We start from the raw sequence: 24222 nt of genomic DNA, 5'->3' as shown, positions 1-24222 counted from the left end.
TCCGGCCTCGCATCCGATAGCTATCGGATGACGATCAAGATGCCGCGTGTAAACCACATTCTTTTTTACTCTGGTCTTCCCACCACCATCTTCCTGCCCTAAAATCTTCACCTGGCTGTACTGCTCTTGTACATGGTGCGCAACCTATGCTCGGAAAACCTTTATCGTGCAGGGTATTGTAAACAATATTATTTTCTTTGATGTAGGCTTTAACATCGTCTAACGTCCAATCAAATATCGGGTGAAATTTAATCAATTGATTGCCTTCATCCCATTCCAAATCGTGCATATCCTCTCGGTTGGCACTCTGATCAGCCCTTATTCCTGTTACCCAAATTTCGTTTCCTTTTAATGCTCTTTTTAAAGGTTCGATTTTACGGATGTAACAGCATTCTTTTCTATTTTCAACAGATTCGTAAAAGCTGTTCGGTCCCTTTGTATTCACCATATCCTGCAACAATTCGTTTTTAGGATAATAGGCATGAATCGGTTTGTTATATATTTCCAGCGTACGGTTCCAAACGTAATAGGTTTCCGGAAACAAACGTCCGGTTTCTAAAGTAAAAACTTTAATAGGAATGTTATTGGCAAAAATTAAATGCGTAATCGCCTGATCTTCCCAACCAAAACTGGTCGAAAATATTATGCGGTCGGCATATTTTTCAGCCAAAAACTTCAGTTTATCAATTGTGTTTAAACCTGCCAGTGCTGCCTTTATCTCTTCTAGGTTTTCCATCATTAAATTAATTTTAAAATAAACATAATCACACTGCGCAAGCTTACCAGCATTACAATAATGCCTACAGCTACCATAATGGTTTTAGCAGAAATTTTGTTTGATACTTTAGCTGCTATCGGCGATGCAATGGCACTACCGATAATCAAGCCTAGAACGGCCTCCCAATGTTTACCACCCAACATTGTAAAAAAGGTTAGCGAACTTAAGGTTGCAATAAAAAAGCGACTGATTTTTACTGTTCCTAAAGAGAACAGTGGATGCCTGCCACCGGCAATTAAGCTTGATAATACAATCGACCCCCAGCCACCACCAAAAGCTGCATCAATGAAGCCCCCAACAAAACCGAGCAAACCAATTTTTTTAATTTTCTGATCGGCTTTTTTACGTTTGATATTGAAGGCTTTCATTAAAATAATGCCGCCTAAAAACAACGTGTATACTGCAACAATTGGCTTTACATAAGCACTGTAATGCTCTAATGAAGACAAAATATAGGCACCCAAAACTGCACCGATTATGGCAGGAAGGATTAAAATTTTGAATAATTTCCAGTTTACGTTACCCATGCGGTAATGCATCCATCCTGCAATTCCGTTGCTCATCACCTCAGAAATGTGGATGGCCATACTGGCCGAAGCAGGCGGTAAGCCCATGGCCAGTGAAAACGAGGCTGTTGTAACACCGTACGACATTCCAATTGCACCATCAATTAAGGCGAATAAAAATCCGGCACCTAAAAACCAATAGAACAGGGGATCAATATTGATCAAAAATGTTTGAAACTCGGGTTCAGTATTCCACAAAGAAAAACCAATTGCGCCGATGAGTAAAACCGCAGCCATCCAAATCAGCCACTTAATATTTCGCTCTGCAAAGCTTTTTTTAGGATTGATTAAGTTTTGAGTAACCTTATTCAGTTTTTTAACCTTTGCCGAAAAATCGCCATTTAAAGTCTGGCGTAATGCACTCATGTTCTGTAAAGTTTCATCCAGCTCGGCCGGCAAACCTTCATTTAAAATCTGCTTTAACCGTTTTGCAATTGTTGGCGATTTACCGTTAGTGGAAATCGCAATCTTTAAATCACCTTTTTGAACGATTGATCCCAGATAGAAATCGCAAAGTTCTGGTTTATCGGCCACATTAATCAACAGACCACGCTCATGCGTAACCTTTCTGATTTCTTCATTTAAGATATTGTTATTGGTTGCCGCAAAAACGATATCAATATCATTCAGATCATCTACGTTAAAACTTTTCTGTTTTACTTTAATCAGCGGATAGTTGGCAATAAGCGCATACACTTCTGGTGAAATAATTTCAGCAACAATTGTAATGGTAGCGCTATGGCTGTTATTTACAATTGCTGTTAATTTTTCGAGCCCAATATTTCCTGCACCAATTAATAATGTACGCAGCTTGTTCAGCTTTACAAAAACTGGAAAAAGCTGGTTACCTTTTTCTTCTTCCGAAAAAGATGCTGCATTATCAGGTTGGTTAGGCAATACTTGCATATTGTTTAATTAATTTTTTAAATGATGGATGTAATGATACAACTTCTCCAAAAATTAATAAAGCGGGGGCTTTAATATTTTCCTGTTGTACCAAACCTTCGATGGTTTCTACTACACCAACTACTAATCTTTCATCTGCTGCCGATCCGTTTTGAACAACCGCAGTAGGTAAATGGTGTTTGCCTGCACCTTTAAAAATCTCAACGATTTTAGCCAGTTTTTTTAATCCCATAAGTACCACTACCGTTGCATTAGATTGAGCAGCCTGGTAAATATCGGCAGAAACCTCTCCCGAAGTGGTGGTTCCTGTAATTACCCAAAAACTTTCGCTCATGCCGCGGTGTGTAACCGGTATCTGTTGCAAACCTGGTACACCAATGGAACTCGAAATACCCGGAATTACACTTACCGGAATACTGTATGATGCGGCATAGTCCAACTCCTCATATCCCCTGCCAAAAACAAACGGATCGCCTCCTTTTAAACGCACCACATGGCCATAGTTTAAGGCGTAATCAATCATTAATTTATTGATGGTATCCTGAGGGTAAGAATGTTCACCTGAACGTTTTCCTACATAAACTTTAATGGCTTCTGCCGGTGCATGCTCCAATAAGGCTTCATTGGTTAAGGCATCGTATAATACCACATCAGCAGATTGCAATGCTTTAACGCCTTTCAATGTCAATAAATCAGGGTCTCCAGGACCAGCGCCTAAAAGGGTAATTCTTGATTCTATATTTTGATTAACCATGTTTCTTTTTAATTATTGAATTTGAATGACTGTATAAAGATTTGTTTGGCGCATAGCGTTTAGCGTTTGCAGTGTTCAAATCTCATTTTATAGTCTCAAATCTCATTTTGCTAATGCAGCTCTTTTTTCCTTAATTTGATTTAAAAACTGATTTGCTTCTTCGAAATATTTCTGTGCAAATTCGGCAGTAGGTTCATTTTTGTTAATCTGTAAAACCAGGTCAGAAAAATTGGTTGGTAAGTTAAATTCACCAGTTTCTACATAATGGTTATCAAACTCACGGATCACCCCTACCTGGGTGCTGCTGTTTACTCCTTTATCTAACAATAAAGATTTTGCTGCACTTACAAAAGTGCTGTATGTATGGTAAATGGCATCAGCAAAAGCACCTTTATCAAGGTTTTGCTTTGCCCATCCAAATTTTTCATCGGCCTCCAATAATAATGTTGCAACCAGATCGATTACTACACCAGCACATTCGCCAACACCAATTGCGGTAACAAACTGCTCTACATGGCCCCAATCTACAAATTCTTCAGTCTGGAGATTTGTTAAATCGGCCAGTGGTTTTAATAACTGATAGAAATGATCTTTTCCTTTTCTATCATAATATTGGTGGAAGTTTTCATTTTCCAGGTTATTGGCTTTAAAATCATTTAATATGAAATGCAAAACACTTGTAGCCCTTTTAGAAGGCACTTTAATTACCCGTTCGGCCACCCTACCCACACCGTTTCCAACTGTTCCTCCGCCCAACATTACCTGTACTGCCGGAACAACTTTTCCTTCAGCCTTAACCGAGCTGCCATGGAAACCAATTTCGGCCAAACCATGCTGCCCGCAAGAATTCATACATCCGCTGATTTTAATTTTGATGTTTTTCTCGTAGATAAATTCAGGAAAATCGGTATAAATTACTTCTTCCAAAACTTCGGCTAAAGTCATTGAGTTGGAAATACCCAAATTACAGGTATCAGTACCAGGACAAGTGGTAATATCGGCTAAACTATCAAAACCAGCAGTTGTAAAACCAATTTTATTTAAAGCAGCATATAATGAAGGCAATGCTTCTTTGCGCACAAATTTTAACAGCAATCCCTGGTTTTGGGTAATTCTGATTTCATCAGCAACATATAGACTAATGGCATCAACAAACGCCCTTGCTTTATCTGTTTTAATATCGCCTACCTGAACTTTCACATAAACGCCATAAAAACCGGCTTGTTTTTGCTCAATTACGTTGGTGGCCAACCAGTGTTTATAATGCGCTTCGTTTAATATTTCTACCGCAGGATATTCCTGTTCTAATGGCAAAAGCGGTTGAGGAACAGTATTAATATCTATTTTAAAAGTTTTTACTTTATTGGCAATTCGCTCTTCTGCAACCAAACGTAAAACCTCTTCTAAACCTAACTTTTGCACTAAATATTTTAAGCGGGCTTTGTTGCGGTTGGTGCGTTCGCCATAACGGTCGAACACGCGAAGAACAGATTCTGTAAACGGAATTAACTGATCTTCAGGCAAAAACTCGTGCACTGCATTGGCCAAAAATGGCTGTGCTCCTAAACCACCTGCAAATAATACTTTAAAGCCACGTTCGCCGTTTTCATTAATTTTCGGAATAAAACCTAAATCATGAATGTAGCTAAATGCTGTATCTCTGTCGCTCGAAGAAAAGGAGATTTTAATCTTTCTACCCATTTCCTGGCAAATCGGGTTCCGCAAAAAGTAAGCAAATACCGCTTGGGCATAAGGCGAAACATCAAATGGTTCTTCGGCATCAATTCCAGAATTTGGAGAAGCCGTTACATTACGTACCGTATTACCACAAGCCTCACGAAGTGTAATATCATCCTGCTCCAATTTAGCCCAAAGCTCTGGAGTACGGTCTAAACTCACATAATGGATCTGGATATCCTGACGGGTAGTTAAGTGTAAATTTCCACTTCCATACTCATCGGCAATATCGGCAATACGCAACAGTTGTTTAAACGTTACTTTACCAAAAGGCAATTTAATCCGTACCATTTGCACGCCTGGCTGTCTTTGTCCGTAAACACCACGGGCCAAACGGAGGCTTCTAAACTTTTCGTCGTGGATGGTTCCATCTCTGAAAGCTTTAATCTTATTCTCTAAATCGATGATGTCCTGCTCGACGATCGGATTTTCGAGTTCTGTTCTGAAACTTTGCATATGTGTTGTTAGCTTTATTCAAAAAATGCTTCCCTGTTACCGAGAAGCATTCAATATTTTATACATAAAATTATCTATAGGCTTCTGTTATTGCGTTTTGCAACAGCACATCATTTGCATAGCGATTAATTTGTTAGGTATAAAATTGAAGTTCATACGCCAAATATATAAAGTATATAGGAATAGTCGTAATTTATTATGAAAAAGTTTACGATATCCTGTTAAATTAAAATTGTTTTTCCGCTTTGCGTCATCCTGAACTTGTTTCAGGATCTATTTTTTTCCTCTTTGCGTCATCCTGAACTTGTTACAGGATCTATTTGTATGGTTGGTTTGATTAACTAAAGGCTGCCAACTGAAAACTGCCAACTGAAAATTGATTTGGGCGTTCCCCATCCCGATGAAAAATCGGTAAAGGGGGCGGGCTTTGCAGGGCTGCGCTGCGCTCCGGTACCGATGAAGAATCGGCACTGAACCCTTACAATCCCTAACGCAGACTCAACGCANTGCAGGGCTGCGCTGCGCTCCGGTACCGATGAAGAATCGGCACTGAACCCTTACAATCCCTAACGCAGACTCAACGCAACCTTTATACCGCTTAATTAAGAACCGAAGGATTACTGTTTAATGTTAAATAAACCTGATATAAGTGGAAAGCCCGCAACGAGGTACGAGTGTGGACTTGCAGCGTTAGCAGGACTACCGCAACCGAAACGTACAGAAACCTGATTTCAGGATTAATATCAATGTAATAAGTATTTACAAAGGCCCTTAAATAAATTCAAGGTGACGGATTTAGGTAATAAAATAAATATGAAAAACTTATACTTCTTTTTAAAATCATCGCAGTTTTTTCCTCTTTGCGTCATCCTGAACTTGTTTCAGGATCTATTTGTGTGGTTGGTTTGATTAACTAAGGGCTGCCAACTGAAAACTGATATTTGAAAATTGCCAACTAAAAACTGAAAACTGTCAACTGAAAATTGATTTGGGCGTTCCCCATTCCGATGAAAAATCGGTAAAGGGGGCGGGCTTTGCAGGGCTGCGCTGCGCTCCGGTACCGATGAAGAATCGGCACTGAACCCTTACAATCCCTAACGCAGACTCAACGCAGGGGGCGGGCTTTGCAGGGCTGCGCTGCGCTCCGGTACCGATGAAGAATCGGCACTGAACCCTTACAATCCCTAACGCAGACTCAACGCAACCTTTATACCGCTTAATTAGGAACCGAAGGATTACTGTTTAATGTTAAATAAACCTGATATAAGCGGAAAGCCCGCAACGAGGTACGAGTAAGGACTTGCAGCGTTAGCAGGACTACCACAACCGAAACGTGCAGAAACCTGATTTCCAGATTAATATCAATGTAATAAGTAATTACATAGGCCCTGAAATAAATTCAGGGTGACGGATTGGGAAATATTATAAATTAATGATTCCGATTTTCAAATTATCCTCGCGGCCAATTACATCTGCTATACTCGTTTCGGTTAAAACCTTAAGCGTAGCATCTCTCACATCAATAAAGGCACTTCTTATTCCGCAGGTTTTCTCGTCTACACATTCATCACATTTGTGATAAAAATTTAAACTTGCGCAAGGAACCATCGCAATTGGTCCGTCGGTTACACGCATTACGTGTACCAATAATATTTCTTCTGGTTTTTTGTTGAGGCTGTAACCGCCACCTGCACCTTTTTTACTGTATAAAAAGCCAGCGTTACGCAGATCAAGAAGAATTTGTTCTAAAAATTTTTTCGGGATATGCTCCTCCTCTGCAATTTTCGAAATTTGCATAGGTGGTTTATCTAAATTTTTGCCAAGCGCAACAAGCGCTTTAATGGCATACTTTGTTTTTTTGGACAGCATATTCGCACAAAGCTAATAAAAGAAAGTAAATTATAAAATATGCAACAGGAAGTTAAGTTTACCACAAATTGGTTAAATGGTCTCCTGCCTGTCATGAAAGTTCAAGATTCTGTAATAACGGATGCTGAAACAAGTTTAGCAAAACGTAGCGATGAAGTATAAACATTAATCAATCCTGCGTAAAAATAACTGCCACAAAAAACAGAACAACTTTTATCAGCGTTTAAAATCTATTTTTACCACCTATTCTGATTTACAGATTTCTAATAATGAAAAGAAAACTCAATCTATTGCCGCTCCTGATAGTTGCAATCATATTTTTTGCCTTAAATGCTTATGTTTTATCAGGCTTGGGCACCATTAATCAATCTACCTGGTTAAGCCCTATTTTTTGGGTATTTATAGTAGGATTAACTTTTGCGCTGTTTTATGCCATTCAACAAATGCGTATTCAGGGAATCAACCGCTTTTTTCAGATCGTTAGTCATGCTTTTTTAATCATTTTCTCTGCTGAATTTGTATTTGCCCTTTTTCTCCTGCTTGGCGATATTTACCGGTTGTTAGTGGGTTTATCAACCAATTTCCAACCGGGTGGTTTTCATATATTAGGCCGCAGCAACTATTGGGTCGATTTCGCGTTTATAATGTTCTGTTTAACGATTGCCCTATTTGCTTATGGCATTACGCAGGGCAAATATGCTTACCGCGTAATTAAACATAGTTTATATTTTGATGATTTGCCTGCAAGTTTTGATGGTTTTACCTTAACGCAGATTTCTGATGTGCATGCCGGAAGTTTTACCAACCCTAAAGCTGTGCAAAAAGGTATTGATATGATTAATGCACAAAAAAGCGATCTTTTTGTGTTCACCGGAGATTTGGTTAATAACGCATCATCAGAAATTATTCCGTACATCGGACACTTCTCACAAATTAAAGCCCCGTTCGGACAATTTTCTGTGTTAGGCAACCACGATTATGGCGACTATATTAAATGGCCGTCGGAAGCAGATAAAATACAGAATTTGAACCAGTTAAAAGCTTATCATAAAGAACTTGGTTTTAAGCTTTTGTTGGATGAACATGTAGAATTGCACAAAAACGGAGAAAAAATAATACTTGCAGGAATAGAAAACTGGGGAATTGGTTTTGGAGAGCGTGGCGATTTAAAAAAAGCGTTACAGCATACTGAGGTAAACGATTTTAAAATTCTTTTGTCGCATGATCCTTCTCATTGGGATGCGCAGGTAAAAAATTATCCTTCAAAAATTCAGCTTTCACTGGCCGGGCATACCCACGGTATGCAGTTTGGCATCGAAGCGTTTGGCATTAAATGGAGCCCTGTAAAATACCGCTATAAACATTGGGCGGGCATTAAAACTGAAAATGGCCGATATTTAAATGTAAACCGTGGATTTGGTTTTCTGGGCTTTTCTGGCCGGATTGGGATATGGCCTGAGATTACGGTTATTGAATTGAAACGGAAATAAACAACCGTTATTCTAGGGATGCAACAAAGCTAAATAACTATCAATACCGGCCTGTTCAATCTGCTTTTTTAAGTTTATATTTTACGTGATTCTTCCAATAACTGTGAATAAACTCAAATAACTACACAAATAGTTTATAACAATTAATTATTACCTTGCTTTACAATAAGCCTTAAAATGAAAGCACTATTATTTATTCTTTTATCTACTTTTTTATTTGAAACACCAACTATTGAGAAAGACCGTGACCGCTGGAAACCTTATTATACTGATACAGCTCCTGCAAAAACAGCCGATAATTGGTTTCTGCCTTTCGATGTATCGAACCGTAAAAAAGTAAGCAATATTAAGATCATCAGTATTTTTGGCGACCATAGAGATAGTTATGTTAAAGGGCATATCCACACGGCTATTGATATCAATCCAGCTCAACCTAAAACAAAGCTAATTAATGTTTATGCGATGGCGAATGGAATTGTTTGCTCTGTGCATTTGGGCGAAAACCAGCGTACTGTTGTGGTAAAACATAAATTACCGAACGGTTTAATCGTATTTACCACTTACAAACACCTAAAAGAAGTTTATGTAAGTAACGGACAAAATGTAGATCAAAGCACGAAACTGGCTCGGTTATTTACGCCTCAGGAAAGTAAAAAATACGGTGGTGATTATCACCATCTTCATCTGGAAATTAGAAAAAAGTTTGATGATTATGGTTGTGCGAGTTGGTTAACTTTCAATAACAAACAACTAAACGAGCGATTTTACAACCCTCAGGTTTTTATAAAAGAACACCTTAAATAGCGTTGAATAATAGGTGTCTTACAAACCTATTTTATTTGTTTAAAATCACGGATCTAACAAAAATTTGAGGTAAAACTAATAGGTGAACTTCGGTTTTCCGTTTTCGCAGATTACGCTTTTGGGCTGTATTACCAATGAGCAATCAGAATACATACCATTTTTTTTATTGTACTCGGCTTGTAATTGGGTAAACTGTTCAACTTTTTTGAGGAAACTGCTTTCATCTATTTTTACAGAGTAAGCAATATAACCTGAAGCACCGCCGCATGGTTTTGATCCAATCGCTATAAATTTCCATTCGCCCGCATTTTGGCAGCTATACTGATTGGCCATTTTTTGAATATCGTTGTAAAGATTATCCAATCCAACCTGAGTGGCATTCTGCAAGGTTTCATCATGCTTTTTACATGCCAAAACCATAATCAAAGCAATAAAAGTTAAAATAACCAGCGGCCGTTTCATCGTAATTTTAATTTATCCTAAAACGGGTATAAAAACACAAACGCTACAGCCTTAAACACTTCTAAGCTACGCTAATTCATTATTAAATTACTGATTACATATAATTCGAGGTTCAATCGCAGGAGTTGTTTAATTATTAGACCTTTTTTAACCGAAAAACTTTGGTTTCGTGTGTTTTTACTTCGCCACTCCACATTTTATTTTTGCCGATTATTTTATGTTGCCATAAATCCCTGATCTGGTAATGACCAGATAGGCCTAACTCGGTGAAGTTTATTTTTGCATTTTGGGCAGATGCCGATTTATTTAAAACTGCTATAGCGAAATCTCCATTGGCTAATGGGCGTACAAATACATCACAGATATCTGTTTTGATTTTTCTTTCGGCCTGTTTACCTAAAATATCCTGATTTAATGCAATTATTTCTTCGTTTGTAAAAATGGTTTTGGCTTCATTATCCATTTTACGGATATCGCAACTTGCATACAATGGCGAATTGAGCATACTGTATAAACTCATCTGACTTTGATATTCGGCCTGGCTACAACCAACGCCTTTAAAAGCAGAAGACGGACCTTTTGTGCCGTGTAAACCAGCCACCAACATATCGCCATCATTCCATTTTCCCGGGCCTGAAAAGCTAGCCAATCCGGCCATTTTATCTACCACATTGTAAATACCAACACCACCTTGGCCTTCCACATCAAGCCATTTATCCCTAATATCATAAGTAGTACGCCAGCTTTGTCCACCGGCCTGCGCACCCCAGTTCCACGGTTCGCGTGGACCCCACTCGCAAATTCCCAATACAATATCTCTACCCGATTTGCGTAGGGCCTGGGCAATTGTACCATAACGTTTCTTCGCAGTTTCAACATCTTCCGGTGCATTGCAATAATCATATTTTAAATAATCAATTCCCCATGAAGCAAATGTTTTGGCATCCTGATCTTCAAAGTTTAAACTTGCTGTATACCCGCCGCAGGTTAATGGAGCTGCGTCTGAATAGATGCCTAATTTCATCCCGATGCTATGCAGGTAATCGGCCAAGGCTTTAATGCCTGAAGGAAATTTCTTCGGATCGGCTATGATGTTGTTTTTGTTATCCCGTCCGCCCTGCCAACAGTCATCTAAAAAGATATATTGATACCCAGCTTGCACCATTCCGCTGTTTACCATTGCATCTGCCATTTCCTTAATGTCTTTTTCGTTCGGATTTTCAGACATGATGTTCCAGCTCATCCAGCCCATTGGTGGTGTTGCGGCTAATTTTTTTTCTTGTGCAAAGCTGATCTGCACAAATAAAATTAAGGTGAAACAGATTTTGATAAATTTCATATTTTCTTTGATGAATAGTTCTTTAATTCTTAGGGGAATAGTCGTCATTCCCGCCCAGGAATGAATCTTAGTGCAACATGTAAACCTAGCTTTAGCATTAAGATTCTTAATCGAGTTGGGAATGACGAACTAGGTATGTTACTTAATTGGCTTGATATAATAGCTGTAATGGTAATCTTTAAAAGGAATCTGGTATTGAATTAAAGGCATAGAACCCCAGCTATCAATCCCCTGAACACCCAATTGCTGCATATCCATGTGTACATAGATCTGGTTGCGTTTTACCAATTCGCCAGAGTGATATTGTTTTTTCTCCGCCTCCGGATCTAAATCCTCTACAGAATACGGTAAGGCATTAAAACTCAACAACTGATCGGCAAATTCGAACCGTAAACCTTTACCTGCTTTATTGGTAAAAGCAACCCAGCGCACATCGGTTTTATTGCCACTTTCTTGCGGACGGGCATATGCAAAATACTGATCTGCAACTGTCGATTTATAATTGCCAATTAAAGAAGCCGTTTTTCTATCAATATAATTTTCGCCCGGCCCTCTACCATACCATTGGATATTGCTGTAATCATTTTTCAATTGCAAATCGTTACCGATACGCATTAAACTTTTATAATTGCCCGTTATGGCTTTAAATTGGTTATCAACTTTGATGGTACCATCACCAAAAACTTCAAATTTCTGTGTAGTTTCTGCATCTCCTTTAAGCAAAGATGATGTTATGGTTAAAGTAAAACCATCAGCAGTTGAATTTACAGTAGCTTTGATATGGCCAGCATCATTATCCTGATACACATTGCTCCACATCCGTAATTTTGTATTTAAACCCGCACCGATGTCATTATCGGTTGGTGCACGGTAAAAGCCAGGTTGTGGTCCTGAGGCCAGCAATTCTTGTCCTTTGGAGATATAACTAAGTAATGTACCTTTAATTAAATCGAACGTGATTGTAAAATCGCTTCCTTTTACTACGGCTTTTTCTGCTGTTTGATCAACCTTTAAAGCTTTTTTGTTGCTGCTGTAAACATTGGCTTTTGGTGCTCCTGCCAAAGCAATCTGATCGTAAGCAACTTCATAACCTTTTTCTAAAAATGGTTCAGCCGTTTTTAAGCGGTAATGAACGTTTAAGAAATATTCTTTTCCTATAGCGTAATTCGTTTTAAATGGAATTTGTATCATTTGAGTTTGGCGTGGCCCGATATTCAGGTTACTCACTACACCGGTTTGAATTACTTTCCCATCTTCTACCAGTTCCCAGTTAAGCTGTACATTGCTAATATCTTTAAAAAAATAGCTATTATTTACATTGATCTGGTTGGTACCATTAAAAGTAGTTTTAATATATTGGTGTACTTTTTTCAATTCTACTGCCATCGGCGTCATGCCACGGTATGCTGTAACCACTCCTTTTACGCAAAAATCGTTATCGCTAAAGTTCTCATCAACAGGGCCACTCAGCGGAAAATCACCACCATAAGCCATAATGCGCTTGCCATTTTTTACGGTATCGATAGATTGATCGATCCATTCCCAAACAAAACCACCTTGCAGCTTAGGGTTGTTCTCTATGGCATCCCAATATTCTTTAAAATTACCCAAACTGTTACCCATAATATGGGCATACTCGCTCATAATAAACGGACGGGTTTCTTTATCCTGTTTTGAGTAGCGCGGAAGATAGTTTGGCGAAGGATATTGCGGTACAATCATATCGGTATTGAAATCGCTCTCTGCTCTTTCATATTGTACCGGGCGAAAATCTTTCCCTTTAAGCCATTGGTAGGCCTCATAAAAGTTAACTCCATTACCTGCTTCGTTGCCTAAAGACCACGTGATTACGGATGCGTGGTTTTTATCTCTTTCGTACATCCTGGTAATGCGCTCCAGATGAGGAATGCGCCATTGTTTATCGTTGGCGAATGAGGTTTCTAAACTGTAATAACGGCCATGTGATTCGATATTTGCTTCATCAATTACATATAAACCATATTCATCGCAAAGTTCCATCCAATAAGGATCGGGTGGATAGTGAGAATGGCGAACGGCATTTACATTTAGTCTTTTCATCATTTCCATATCTTTTTCCATATCGGCATGGGTTAAAGTATGGCCTTGAGTGGCATTGTGCTCGTGCCTGTTTACTCCTTTTAAAAATACACGTTTACCATTAACCAATAAATCGCTTCCTTTAATTTCTACAGAACGGAAGCCTACTCGTTGTGGAATTACCTCGATTATTTTATTGTTTTTATCTTTTAAAGTGATGTAAAGCGTATATAAATAAGGAATTTCTGCCGACCAGTTTTTCACATTATTGATCTGTGTTTTAAAAGAAAGGTCTGTTTTATAATTTCCCAATACTTTTTGGATTGTGGTGGCATCTTTCCAAATGTTATTTCCTTTGGCATCAATTAAATCGAGTGCCACATAAAAACTATCGGGGCGACTGTGGTTGGTGCGTTGATCTATTTTATAATTTTCAACTGATAAATCTACATTCAGCAAACCATTGGTGTAGCTTGCATCTAATCCACCTACCACTTTAAAATCGCGGATATCCAACTTAGGTGTAGCATACAAATAAACTTCGCGTTCGATACCAGAAATGCGCCACATATCCTGGCACTCTAAATAACTGCCATCACTCCACCTGTAAACCTGCAAAGCGATGGTATTTTCGCCTGGTTTAACATATTTGGTAATATCGAATTCTGCAGCAAGTTTACTATCTTCACTATAGCCTACTTTTTTTCCATTTACCCAAATGTAAAATGCCGATTTAACTGCACCCAAACTGATGAAAACCTGTTTGCCATCCCAATTTGCTGGAATATTAATTTTCTTACGGTAAGAGCCTACAGGGTTGTTATCAACAGGAATATCGAATGGAGGGTTCATTTTAGCTCCGGTTAACTGTCTGCCCGCAAATTCATAGGGTTGGTTTACATAAATTGGTGTTCCATAACCATTCAGCTCCCAATTTGCGGGTACCTTAAAGTTATCCCAGCTTTTATCGTCGAAATCTACTTTATAAAAATCTGTTGGCCTTTTACGTGAATCTTTTACCCAGTTAAACTTCCATGTTCCATTTAACGATAAAAAGTATGTTGATTTTTCTTTTGCTTTTTTGGCGGCGAGCTCCTGGTTTTCGAAGGCAAAAGCTGATGCCCGCATGGGCAAACGGTTTAGTGAAACCACTTCTGGAGTTTGCGTTTCGGATGGCAAATCTTGCGCGCTGATTTGCCCTGCAAAACCTAAAAAAGTAAATAAAACGACTAATTTTCTATTCATTTTGTGTGATAATAATTGTTTGTTCATCCAAATTACTGATGATTAGTTTATGATTATGAAATTGTTTCTGCGCAAACGTTTGAGTTTTAAAGATGTTACCGAGCTGTTAGTTTGAATACAGGAAATGAATATTGAGTTATTGGTTATGAGTGAATATTTAGATCCAGTTTTACCATTAAGAAGTTAAGAAATTATGTTTTATAGGCTAGAATTAATTTAGAGTATATATTGATCATCCTATAACAGAAAAAACCCCTTACCACCAAGTGGCGGCAAGGGTTTCACTAACTAAACTAACTACTATTTTAAAAATTCTATTTCAAACTGGTTTAGGAAAGGGTTTCCATCAATACCAAAATCCGCTAAAATTTTAATATTCATCCAATAAAGCATGTTTGCACTTACTGTTGCAGGTGTTAGTGCGATAGATTTCCCGGAAGCATCGGCATCTGGTGTTACTGATGGTGGAGCATCTGTTCCCATCGCTTTCCAGGTAAAAGGGCCATATAACGACATATCGTATCCACCTGGTGCTTTATTGCCCAAATAGGCGTCAGTTCCTTCATTATTTTGCCAATATCCAATCAAATTGGCGTAATTGGGATGCTTGGTGATATCTTTTAGGGCAACGTTTGCTTTTACAGTGGCTGCATCAAGTGCTGTATTAAAATAGGCAAGATCTGCCCCTTGAAAACTTAAACCTGTTCCTCCTGAAAATTGTTTATAGCCCAATGTTAATTTCTCTGGTGTTGATAAGCTTTTATGTGCGCTAATATTTATGGTTTGATTTTGAGTACCATCGGTATAAAGTGTAACCGTTCTGGTTGTGGCATTAACATATTTAACCGTCATGGTTAAGGTATGCCACGCGCCATCAAACACTATGCCTCCGGCGTTAACTTCTTGCCTACCAATACCAGAGCCATTATTTGCACCACCAAATGAAACGTTCCATTTTTTAGAGTCGGTTTGAAACCACATCCATCCTGTTTGTGTGCTACCACTGATTATAGTACTTTTGGATAGGAAGCCAACATAATAATTCTCAGTATTAAATTTGGCCTGCATCTGTACGGTAAAATCTTTAGTTGCGCCTGCATCGTACAAGCCGTTATCGTTAAACACCTGTGCACCTATACCTGTACTGTTAAACAAAGGAGTGTTAAATCCCCTCTTTTTAACCTCTTCCTGCTTAAATTTTTGGTTTGATGCAATTAAAAAACCAGGTTGCGGGTTGGTGTTGCTTCCGCCATGGTTAGTGGTAACAATAACCAACCAATCTTCTGAGGCATAATTTTTCCTTGCTTTTAAGGCTGTAATGATATTGCCAACATATTCATCAGTTTTTATAATCGCATTTTTATAATTATCATTAGTGGCTATATATCCTCCATTGGCACCGGCAGTTTCTGCATCACGGAAATTTATCATTACCGCACCAACGTTGGCTTGTGTATTTAAAATGTTAACCGCACTATCTTTCACCCCTAAATCGGAAGATACCACAGGCGAAAAGTCTGCATTGCGGAGGTAATTGCGAAGATTAGTCCAAGGCGTTACAATTGCCGTTTTTGTGGCTTTATATTGGGTAATATAGTCGAATACATTCCTATACGATTTGATTTCTGCATGATCATCTCCATTTGGATCACGTAAGCGTTCAAAGTTATCAGTACCGATAGAATGTTTACCATAACTTACGCCAGTGGCCATTGTAACCCATGAGGAAACATCATTACCTATTCCGCTTTTTATCACTTCAAAAGAAAATTTCCCTGTTTTTTGCAATTCCGAAATCTTTGGAGGCGCGATGGCTTTAATTTCGCTACCGGTAACACCGTCAATACTAATTACTAAAACTTTGCGCTGTCCACCTACCTGTGGTTTCAATTCTTCGTAAACTGCTGGCGGATTGGCATACTTTTTACAAGCAGCAAAACCTAATATGCTTATTGCGCAAGCCCAAAAGATGATATGATTTATTTTATTGTTCGTTTTCATAATAAGCGCCATTAAGGTTTAATAAGGTTACATTCTGATAAGTTGGCATATGTAGGATTTACGCCGCTTTTAATTACCACCTTGATAAACTTTGCACTAACGTTTCCACCCGGGAAATTAAAGTTATAAACTGCAGTTGTTTGCGGTAAGGTTGTTGTACCCACACTTACAAAATTTACGTTATCGTTACTGGTAAATATTTCTACATCTTTTACAAAACCGCCACTATTATTTTGTCGTTGAGCAAAAGTTACCCCTTTAACAGCTATCGGAAGAAGCGAACCGGTACCTAAAACGATATTAATAGGATAGCCTATGGTATTTGTAGCTGTTGCTGTACCATAGTTAGAATGCCAGTAAGATGCAGCCGAAACTACACCATCAACCAGGGCAGCTGTTGTTCCATCTCCAGATTGGCTTGAACTTACCGAAACAACGGTAGTGGCATAGGTGATTGGTGCTGTTCCGCCTGTTTTATTTAAAGGATTATAAGTCCATAATGCGGTTTTTAAAGTTGGATACTTTGCAGCTACTTTCGCCACAACAGCATCGCTGATCAATATACCCCAGGCACCGAAAAATGGCGATAAATCTGTTTTAGTGTAATCAGATAGTTTTTCGTAAACAAAATTGTGCTTGGTAATGTCGTTGGTGTTTAAACGTTCAGCATGGCGGGCCTCCGTGTATAAATATGTCATTGCACCGTAACCGTATTTCTCAAAAATCTGCACAAAAGGCAATGTTTTCATAAACGGAGCTTCGTCTACCGTATTTATGGCAGCGTCCGTATCAAAATTTTTGGTACCGGCAGTGCTGGCATAGGCAATTGCTTTAGGATAACCGCTTGATACCGCAGGGTGCAAAATGTTGTAATTTGCACCAATCCTGTTGGCTACTTTAAAACTGAAAAGGTTGTTTGTGGTTTCGCCAAGTGTACTCCAGCTCCAGATGCTTCCTTGCTGGCAGTTGTGTCCAAATTCGTGATAGGTACCCCACTGGCCCGAACTTGTAGTAATTGAATTTAAACTTGTAAAACTGGCAAACCAATACGAATCATTTAAACCCACAAAAGGAAAACCAGAGTGGCCATAGCCTAAGCTAAGCTGAATATCAAGTATACCACGCCATTGGCTTTGTGGACTTCTATCTCTAATATCGGCAACATTATCTGATAAGCCCATCCAGGCATTGTAATCAAGATCAAAAACATCATTCCATTTTGTAAATACGGCTGTTGGATTGGTAAACGGCTCATTAGAATTAAATGTGGCAATAACCTTATCCCGAGGAATGGTGAAGATAACCCTTTTAGCCCTTAACTCTAACCAGGGAACTTGCGAGGCCTTAACTTTAGCAACCCATTCTGCATCGGTTGTTTGGCCTAAAATAAAATCTGGCGATACCACTGCACCTGTAATGGTAAAGGTAACCGGATTGGCATAGGCAAATGTAGCCAGGATGTAAATATGCCCGCCATAAAGGTTACGGATGTAGTTCACACCCGAAACCAATTGCTTTCTGTTGTAAATTACAGGATCACGCAACAATGGCGATTTACCTGCAAGATTATCGGTGTGTGCGCCTATTTGCACGCTTAAGCCATCTACGCCTGCCGGTACCACAATTTTAATCAACTCACCCGGTGCAGCATAATAACCTGTGCTATATTGTGGCGATGGCGCAACAGAGATTCTTAGGTTTTGTGCTGTTTGATCGGTAAAGTTAAGGTCTAAGGTAAGCTGAGCATCTTTTACCCTGGGTTCTGACTGATCTACCAGCCCTGGGAATACCCTTGCCTTTGCATACATCGATTTATCGATCAATTTCATATTGGTATCAATGGTACCGTCGGCCACATTTTCTGAGTTATCCGGATAACCATCGGGAACCTCATAACCGTATTTCTTACAGGCAGTAAATGCAAGCAATAAAAACAGGCCAAATATTTTTGTTAACTGATTAAATTTCATCTTATTAATATTTAAAGTTAATTCGTTGGTAATGCCACACTAGGACTATAAATTCTGCCTGCTAAGCCCCATTGGCTTGAAACGGAGATATTTAACCAGTTGTAAATAAGTAACGGAATATCAACACTGTTAGGAACAGCGGTATAAGCTGCAGGTGAAATATCAGGCGAAATATTGGGCGAAATTTCTTCAAAATTGGCAAATGCAACATTACTGCTATAAGTAAAATTATTCCCTTTACCAGATTGATCAAGCATTACAGTTCCGCTTGTTTCGTTTCCAGGCCAAAACCCAAGCAGGTTGTTAAAAAAAGGAGTACTGGGCTTAATTTGTGTACGCATAATTGCGGTAACATTGCTAGCAGATAAAGCCACATTAAATAAGGCTACATCTCTAATCAGTATATTGGTTTGGGTATTTCCATCTGTTCCAACATTTCCTCCTAGCCTGAGCGGAATGTTATTGTCGATATTTTTTCCGTTTATTGAGCCCGAATATCTCGTTAAACCATCAACATATAAGGTGAGGGTTCTTACCGCATTTAATAAACTGATTGTAAAGGCTACGGTATGCCAGCGGCCATCACGGATATCGATGCCAAATCCAGGTCGCGGAGAACCGCCCCAATCTAACTGAGCTGAATTTGCACCAAATAAAAAGCCCCATCCTGTGGAAGTAACAGAATCGAAAGGCCCTCTTTTTGCTAAAAACATTGGATAGTAATTTGCCTGTCCGTAATCATCTCTAAATTTAAACATGAAGGTATAGTCACCGGCAGTACCAAAATTACCCAGTGTTGTACTGGTTTGTGTGGCTGTAACGTTTGAAGAGGTAGTGGCTACAAAACGCGGGGCAGTACCCACAAACGGATAGCTACTTGGATCGGGCTGAGTAATCTGTGTAGATAAAAACCTTGGGTTATAAAAAGCGATATAGGCATTCCTTGAAGCATCGTTAAAAATATTTGATCCAGGTGTGCCGCCAGATGGGCCGCCACCTTTATTAGAAGCAATAATAACCAGCCAGTTCTCTCCTGAATATCCCTTTCTCGCTTTTAAGGCAGCTAAAATTTCGCCAATGTAGTTATCGATATTTTTAATGGCAGCAGCATAAGCCGGTGTGCCTGCAGTGTAACCATTTGCTGCACCTGCAGTTTCGGCACTGTGAAATTGGGCAACCACCACAGATGGGTTATTGGTGCTTAACTCTGTAACCACTCCTGTTTTAACAGCCTCATCATCAGCTACGGTTTGTTTTACCGTTGCATCTGCCGCTAGTTTATCATTAAAAACCGGAGTTGAAGCTATTGATACCGACCTGGAGTTGCTAACAGCGCTTTTAATGCGGGTAAATATTGTTGGCGTACTTTGCAGGTTTAAACCCGAAAAATCTTCAGTAGTTACATTGTGTTTGGTATAATCGTAACCGGTTAACATTGTTGTCCAGGCTGATGCATTGGTAATAACATTATATTTGTTATCAGCCAAGCCATCATAAGTGTAGGTAGCTTTGGTATTTATCTGCACCAGGTTTGTAGGTGCAAGTGTTTTAATTGCTGCACCTGTTACACCATCTAAAACGATATATAAAACCTTTTTTCCTGCCCCTAAACCAAGGGTATCGTTCCGGAAGTTTTTTGGCAGTGTATTTTCAAAATCCTTATTACAACCAGCGGCCATAAAGAATAGCCCAAATACCAGGGCTAAGCCAAAATATTTTAAGGTTGCGGTTATTGTAAATCCTTTTTTCATCTCTTATTATATTTGAAACTGTATTGATCAATTAGAAAAATTAAGGCGCAACAGGTTGTGTGGCAACGTACCATTGAAACGTAGAATATTACCCACAAAAATTACCTGCGTACCGTTAGTGATGCTGGTTTCTATCATATCGTAAATAAACCCTTGGAAACCTCCGGTATTGTTATAACCTACAGCCAGCTGTCCGTTAGCCTCCAACACCATAAAACCCTGGCGCAAATAATCGCCATACTTATTGAAAGTGCCAGCTACAATTATTTTTCCGTTGTTTAGCTGGCCAACAAAATTTGTGATGCCACCTGTTATTGGCTGTCCGTTAAAAGTGGTTACGTTAGAGCCATCGGCATTTAGCAGGTTAACGCCTGAGGCTGCTTTACCATTAAAACTTGTAAATGAACCGCCCACCACAATTTTATTGGTGGTTGCATTGTATCGAATGGAAACAATATCACTATTTGCTCCAGAGCCTGCATTAAAACTGTTATCAACACTTCCGTCAAGGTTAATTCTTACAATTCTATTGGCTTGTACCCCATTAAAGGTACTAAAACTACCCACCAGGATCAGTTTCCCATCCGTTTGCATCATTGCATCAAAAATAATTCCGTTAGCCCCTGTAGCACTTTGCCGGGTAGATTTGTTATAATGAAAGGTAGAATCCATGGAACCATCCATATTTACCCTTACCATTTGGCGCATCCGTGTATTGTCGTAAACTTTCTCATCGAAGCTTGAATTTGGCAGATACATGCGTTTGTAATTATTAAAGTTGCCAATCAGATAAACTTGTTCGTTAAAAACAAATGTTTTTCTAACCGCACCATCCACACCTGCATTAAAGGCACTTACGGTATCGCCGTTTTTATAAGTTTCTTGAGGTTTTGGATTTATTACATCTCTGAGAATTAAACTATCAAGAGATCCATTGGTATTTAACCTGGCCACATTGTTTAATGTTTGCCGGTTTGTACGCGTTGAGTTAAAACTGGTAAAACTGCCGCCAATGATGTATTTACCCGCCTGCGTTCCGGTTGGGATGCGGGTAATGGAGGAAATATACTTTTCGGCACCGCCAACTCCTTTGCCAAAACTAACCCCGCTGGTAGAATACGCTCCGTCGCCCAAAATTTGAGCTATTCCTCCAATCGGTAATTTTTCGGTTCCTTTTAATTCAAAATCATTAAAGCCACCTCCCAGAAAAAAGTTACCCCCGGGTAATGGTTCAATATCAAATATAGCACTGGTGCCCAAACCGTTGGTATTATTTGTTGCACCGTTGATTACTTTCCAATTGGGATCGACACTTACTTTGCCACCAACTTTAACAATCGGACCGAAAAAACTTTGTCCCTGCGAGGTAATCCACATACTGCCGGTACTGGCAGTTATCGGCACCTTGAAAGTTAATGTACTGTCATTTGTAGATGCAGGTATTACTTCGGCTTCTATTTCATTTACATATACTTTAAAGTCGTTAATGTATTTGCTCAGGCCTTTTACCCTTACGCTTAAAACATCGCCAGGGTTTACCACATCTGGATCAATTGTTCTGGAAATGAAGGTAAGATCAAGCGTTTTTTTCCCGCCAGCATAGGGATCTTCAGTAAGGCCCCTCTCTTTTTGGCAAGATACAATAGCCGTTGTTAAGCCTATGGCTCCAAACAAAAACAGCTGAATTTTATATTTAATGTGAGTTAACATTTTAATTCAATTTGCGGATGAAATAATAAACCTATGGTGTTCGCGGATTAATGCCTGCGGATATCGCCTGCTCAATAAAAACATTGGTATTAAAGCCGAAATTATGTTTAAACTTATTTAATACATGTAAAACACCATTGGTGGGCTGTATATCGGAAGTGGCAATTGGAATGTTAACCAATGACACCTGCGGGTTAGACAGATCAGGGATATAAGCCAGGTACAACTGGCGGTAACCTGCATAAGCCACTCGTGATAGCACTTCCCCTTTATCACTCAGTACCACTGCATCATTAAAAATCACCCCTACATTCATAATCCTCCCACTATATGAAGTGTAACCCTGACCAGGGAAAGCGAGATATGATAGGGTATCACGCTGTGGGTAATCTTTTAAGCGGTTGGCACCTTTAAAAATGTATTGCGAAAGTATATTTTTCCATACCTCTGGTTTAATTTGCGACAACTGTGAAACGGTATCTTTTCCAGTTACCCTTAATTCGATGTTTAAGCGCCTGATCGACTTAAAAATAGATCCACTTGGTGGCGCAAAAAAGGTAATGTTCTCTTTGCTAATTACATCGGCCAAACCAGCCAGTTTGATTACAGTAAGGGTAGAATCGAAAAACGGTTTCTTTTCTTCCATGTATTGCATGATGTTGCCGTTATACTTGGCCTCATGAACCCCGGTTTCCATATAGTATTTTTTGCAGCCCGTTAAAACTGATAATACACAGATTAGTGAAAACAGCATTCTTTTATAATTTTTCATCATCATATCTATTAGTTCCAAAAATTATTACCAATTAAATTTGGGTTTGCGCTCCGCTCGGCGTCCGTAATGGTTAATGGCCATGTCCATGCGCCAGCATTAAGGTTGGCTACCGACATTGGCGAGCCTGTAAAATCGGAGCTGATTACTCTTTTTGTTCTTACCAGATCAAAATAGAACTGTCCTTCACCAATCAGTTCCCTGCACCTTTCCCTGTAAATTTCATCTTTTAAATCCTGGCCATTTTGAGTAATGAGCGGGGCATTTGCGGCTATGGTAACCCTGTTTGCAAAATCTTTGGCACCACTTTCATCACCAAGTTCGGCCAGGGCTTCGGCTGTTAATAAATAGCAATCGGGCAACCTGAAAATAATTGCGCTATCATCACTTGTTACCGATATTGCAGTACCCGAACCGGTTGTGTAGGTATTTGCGAATTTTTTAAACTGGAAAGTTCCTGATTGTGAATCGTAATTTTCGAACCAGGTGATTATACGTGCATCAGGAGAACCCGGAGGATAAAGCTTGCGCATATAATTACTCGTATAATACATCGAACTTGATGTTTTGGTAACGTTGCCCTGGTACGGAAAGTGGGAGAAATAATAAGAATAACCTGCCGTAAGCGAAAAGCCTTCTCCATAGTTAAACTCCTGTAAAATACTGAACAGGTTTTCACTGCTTCTTCCTTTAAAAATTTTTAAGGTATTTGCAGGTGTAACAGGCAATATTTTGTAATTGCTATAAGTATCCAGTTCGGTGGCAAATGTTTTTACGGCTTCGTAATATTTTGTTTTTACACCGTTATCCCAGGCGGCGGCCCACATATTTAAATGCATTAAAAGCGCAACTGCTGATGCCTTGGTAGGCCTGAAACCATTGGATGTGGCATCGTTGTAAGCAGTTGGTAAATCGGCTTTTGCTGCAGTCATATCTGCAATACACCTGTTCATTACGGTTACCTGTGAGGTTCTGCCCAATGGCGTGCTGTGATAAGCCTCTGTATAATAAACGGCATCACCAAATAACTTGCAGATAAACATATAACTGAGGTTACGTAAGAATACAGCCTCGGCCTTGTATCTCTTTTTATCAGCATCCGGTAAGCTCGATGAAGGCACCTTATCTACTTCAAAGTATAAAATGTTTGCTGCTGCAATAACATCATACCACTCTTTCCAGCTCATAATTTTCTTCATCATATCGCTAAACCTGCCACTGCTGTTAACTATAGCTCTCATGTTGTTATTGGTAAGCGAATTAAAAATGGCTGTACCATCATTGCCCAAACTAATTCCAGCAATATTATTACCCCTTATTTCCAAAGCAGGAAAAAATGCGCGATCGTTCTCATTAAAAAAAGTAGGTGTACCTGCTACTTTATCTTTTAGCCTTGCATAAATGCCGTTTGTAAATCCTTCTACATCTTCGCGTGTTTTCCAAAAATTGTTACCACTTTGTGCTTCGATGGGCGTTACATTTAAAAACTTTTTGCAACCAACCGTGGTAAATACCAGTGCGGCAAACAGGATTATATATTTTGTATTTTTCATC

General features: G+C 39.1%; 16 protein-coding genes. 2 read left to right on the top strand and 14 right to left on the bottom strand.

The features are described 5' to 3' along the window. Positions 1 to 34: 34 nt before the first annotated feature. From ASE74_RS02485 to ASE74_RS02465, 5 genes are all read right to left on the bottom strand, one after another. A complete protein-coding gene (locus ASE74_RS02485) occupies positions 35 to 739 on the bottom strand; it encodes a phosphoadenylyl-sulfate reductase (RefSeq protein WP_055903651.1) in 705 nt (234 codons plus the stop codon). Beyond that, positions 739 to 2250 carry a TSUP family transporter gene (locus ASE74_RS02480; RefSeq protein WP_055903649.1) on the bottom strand — a complete coding sequence of 504 codons (1512 nt, stop codon included), beginning with the start codon at positions 2248 to 2250 and terminating at the stop codon, positions 739 to 741. The genes ASE74_RS02485 and ASE74_RS02480 overlap by 1 nt, the downstream gene beginning before the upstream one ends. Continuing rightward, the gene (gene cobA, locus ASE74_RS02475) at positions 2234 to 3004 is read right to left on the bottom strand and encodes a uroporphyrinogen-III C-methyltransferase (protein ID WP_055903646.1); all 771 of its coding nucleotides are present in this window, start codon (positions 3002 to 3004) and stop codon (positions 2234 to 2236) included. The genes ASE74_RS02480 and cobA overlap by 17 nt, the downstream gene beginning before the upstream one ends. A 102-nt stretch (positions 3005 to 3106) precedes the next feature. Then, positions 3107 to 5197 carry a HEPN domain-containing protein gene (locus ASE74_RS02470; protein ID WP_055903645.1) on the bottom strand — a complete coding sequence of 697 codons (2091 nt, stop codon included), beginning with the start codon at positions 5195 to 5197 and terminating at the stop codon, positions 3107 to 3109. A gap of 1422 nt (positions 5198 to 6619) precedes the next feature. Further along, on the bottom strand, positions 6620 to 7066 hold the full coding sequence (locus tag ASE74_RS02465) for an Rrf2 family transcriptional regulator (RefSeq protein WP_055903643.1): 447 nt from the start codon (positions 7064 to 7066) through the stop codon (positions 6620 to 6622). Positions 7067 to 7335: 269 nt separating this feature from the next. Here ASE74_RS02465 and ASE74_RS02460 point away from each other — a divergent pair, with 269 nt between their 5' ends. Together ASE74_RS02460 and ASE74_RS02455 are read left to right on the top strand one after the other, a co-directional pair. Further along, positions 7336 to 8556, top strand: a complete 1221-nt coding sequence (locus ASE74_RS02460; protein WP_055903641.1) for a metallophosphoesterase — start codon at positions 7336 to 7338, stop codon at positions 8554 to 8556. Between the two features lie 177 nt (positions 8557 to 8733). Continuing rightward, positions 8734 to 9360 (top strand): M23 family metallopeptidase, encoded by a 627-nt coding sequence (locus ASE74_RS02455; RefSeq protein ID WP_055903639.1) that lies wholly within the window; start codon positions 8734 to 8736, stop codon positions 9358 to 9360. A gap of 75 nt (positions 9361 to 9435) precedes the next feature. On the opposite strand, the gene ASE74_RS02450 is transcribed toward ASE74_RS02455, so the two are convergent. The 9 genes from ASE74_RS02450 to ASE74_RS02410 all read right to left on the bottom strand — a co-directional run bounded on the left by ASE74_RS02450 (position 9436) and on the right by ASE74_RS02410 (position 24221). Further along, positions 9436 to 9822, bottom strand: coding sequence for a hypothetical protein (locus ASE74_RS02450; protein WP_055903636.1), 387 nt, complete (start codon positions 9820 to 9822; stop codon positions 9436 to 9438). A 136-nt stretch (positions 9823 to 9958) separates the two neighbouring features. Further along, positions 9959 to 11161 (bottom strand): glycoside hydrolase family 27 protein, encoded by a 1203-nt coding sequence (locus ASE74_RS02445; protein WP_200912248.1) that lies wholly within the window; start codon positions 11159 to 11161, stop codon positions 9959 to 9961. Between the two features lie 138 nt (positions 11162 to 11299). Further along, complete coding sequence (locus ASE74_RS02440) at positions 11300 to 14464, bottom strand: glycoside hydrolase family 2 TIM barrel-domain containing protein (protein WP_055903632.1); 3165 nt, start codon at positions 14462 to 14464, stop codon at positions 11300 to 11302. 300 nt (positions 14465 to 14764) lie between these two features. Next, positions 14765 to 16465, bottom strand: a complete 1701-nt coding sequence (locus ASE74_RS02435) for an alkaline phosphatase family protein (protein WP_162235782.1) — start codon at positions 16463 to 16465, stop codon at positions 14765 to 14767. Positions 16466 to 16476: 11 nt separating this feature from the next. Next, positions 16477 to 18435 carry a M60 family metallopeptidase gene (locus tag ASE74_RS02430; protein ID WP_055903628.1) on the bottom strand — a complete coding sequence of 653 codons (1959 nt, stop codon included), beginning with the start codon at positions 18433 to 18435 and terminating at the stop codon, positions 16477 to 16479. 17 nt (positions 18436 to 18452) lie between these two features. Continuing rightward, positions 18453 to 20186 carry a DUF4983 domain-containing protein gene (locus ASE74_RS02425; RefSeq protein ID WP_055903626.1) on the bottom strand — a complete coding sequence of 578 codons (1734 nt, stop codon included), beginning with the start codon at positions 20184 to 20186 and terminating at the stop codon, positions 18453 to 18455. 27 nt (positions 20187 to 20213) lie between these two features. Beyond that, complete coding sequence (locus tag ASE74_RS02420) at positions 20214 to 21896, bottom strand: DUF5008 domain-containing protein (protein ID WP_055903624.1); 1683 nt, start codon at positions 21894 to 21896, stop codon at positions 20214 to 20216. A gap of 31 nt (positions 21897 to 21927) precedes the next feature. Then, positions 21928 to 22668, bottom strand: coding sequence for a fasciclin domain-containing protein (locus ASE74_RS02415; protein ID WP_055903622.1), 741 nt, complete (start codon positions 22666 to 22668; stop codon positions 21928 to 21930). Positions 22669 to 22679: 11 nt separating this feature from the next. Then, positions 22680 to 24221, bottom strand: a complete 1542-nt coding sequence (locus ASE74_RS02410; protein WP_055903620.1) for a RagB/SusD family nutrient uptake outer membrane protein — start codon at positions 24219 to 24221, stop codon at positions 22680 to 22682. Position 24222: the final 1 nt, after the last annotated feature.

The organism is Pedobacter sp. Leaf216 (genome assembly GCF_001421515.1).
Classification (GTDB): Bacteria; Bacteroidota; Bacteroidia; order Sphingobacteriales; family Sphingobacteriaceae; genus Pedobacter.
This window is presented reverse-complemented; position numbering and strand designations above follow the sequence as displayed.